This window comes from Bradyrhizobium sp. BRP56, from assembly GCF_020194035.1.
Classification (GTDB): Bacteria; Pseudomonadota; Alphaproteobacteria; order Rhizobiales; family Xanthobacteraceae; genus Bradyrhizobium; species Bradyrhizobium australafricanum.
Window position 1 is genome coordinate 1 of record NZ_JADYVV010000176.1, and the last position, 963, is coordinate 963.

The window sequence follows — 963 nt, forward strand, 5'->3', positions numbered from 1 at the left end:
CCAGACCGAAGGTCAGATCACGCGCCTCAAGCTCGTTCGACGTCAAATGTACGGTCGCGGCAACCTGCTTCAAGCCAGATTGATCGGCGCAGAATAGTCGGCGCTGCACCAAACTTGCGTCACAGCCCCAATTGAATGCCGATCACCTCGAATACGGGGGCCTTATTCCACGCCGAAGCACAGGTTCGACCCAACGTCGTCGACCGGAAGGCGCTCGAAGCCGCCGTCAACGCGTTGTCCGACACATGGAAACCGCGGCGACGCGCCACGCGAACAAAATAGGAGTCAAGCGCCATTCAAAAGGGCCGTAGAGCTACGCCTACGGTTCACCTTCGGCTGGCAGGCGCGCGCATTCCGACGAAGTCGGCCGCGGATTCCGAGCGAAGCCGGCCGCCTGTACCGATTGAAGGCGGCCAGGGATTCCGTATCCCGGCCGCCTGCCGAGGCGGGCTCTCGCGACGACGTCGTCATCAGGTCAGTTGGCGGGCTCGTCGTCAAGCGTCTGACGCTTGGCGGCGGCTTTGCGTAGGCTCTCGCCCTTGAGGGTGAGCCTGTGGGCGTTGTGCACGAGGCGATCGAGGATAGCGTCGGCAATGGTTGGGTTGCCGATGAGCTCGTGCCAATGCTCGACCGGGAGCTGGCTTGTCATCACGGTCGAGCCGCGGCCATGGCGATCCTCCATCATCTCCAACAGGTCGCGTTGCTGCTCGCCAGTCATCGGGGCAAGTCCCCAGTCGTCGAGGACCAGAAGCTCGACGCGCGCCAGGGTCCTGAGAGTCTGACTCATAAATCACCCAACCTTAGCTGCAGCCGCGAGTCTGCGGGTCAGGAGCCTGATGTGTGCAATCAGCAGCCAGGCAGCTTCGGTTGCCACCGTCGCCTCGAAGTCCTTGGCGAGGCGGCGGCATCTGCCGAACCATGCGAATGTGCGTTCAACCACCCACCGCCTCGGCAGAAGCTGGA

General features: G+C 62.9%; 1 protein-coding gene and 1 pseudogene. Both read right to left on the reverse strand.

Translation table 11 applies throughout. The features are described from left to right. Positions 1 to 475: 475 nt before the first annotated feature. Positions 476 to 781 (reverse strand): annotated as a pseudogene (locus I6F38_RS43230) (ATP-binding protein); the annotation flags it as partial. A gap of 9 nt (positions 782 to 790) precedes the next feature. Further along, positions 791 to 963, reverse strand: a 173-nt coding sequence (locus I6F38_RS43235) for a transposase (protein ID WP_225164692.1), incomplete at its 5' end; no start/stop codon positions are given.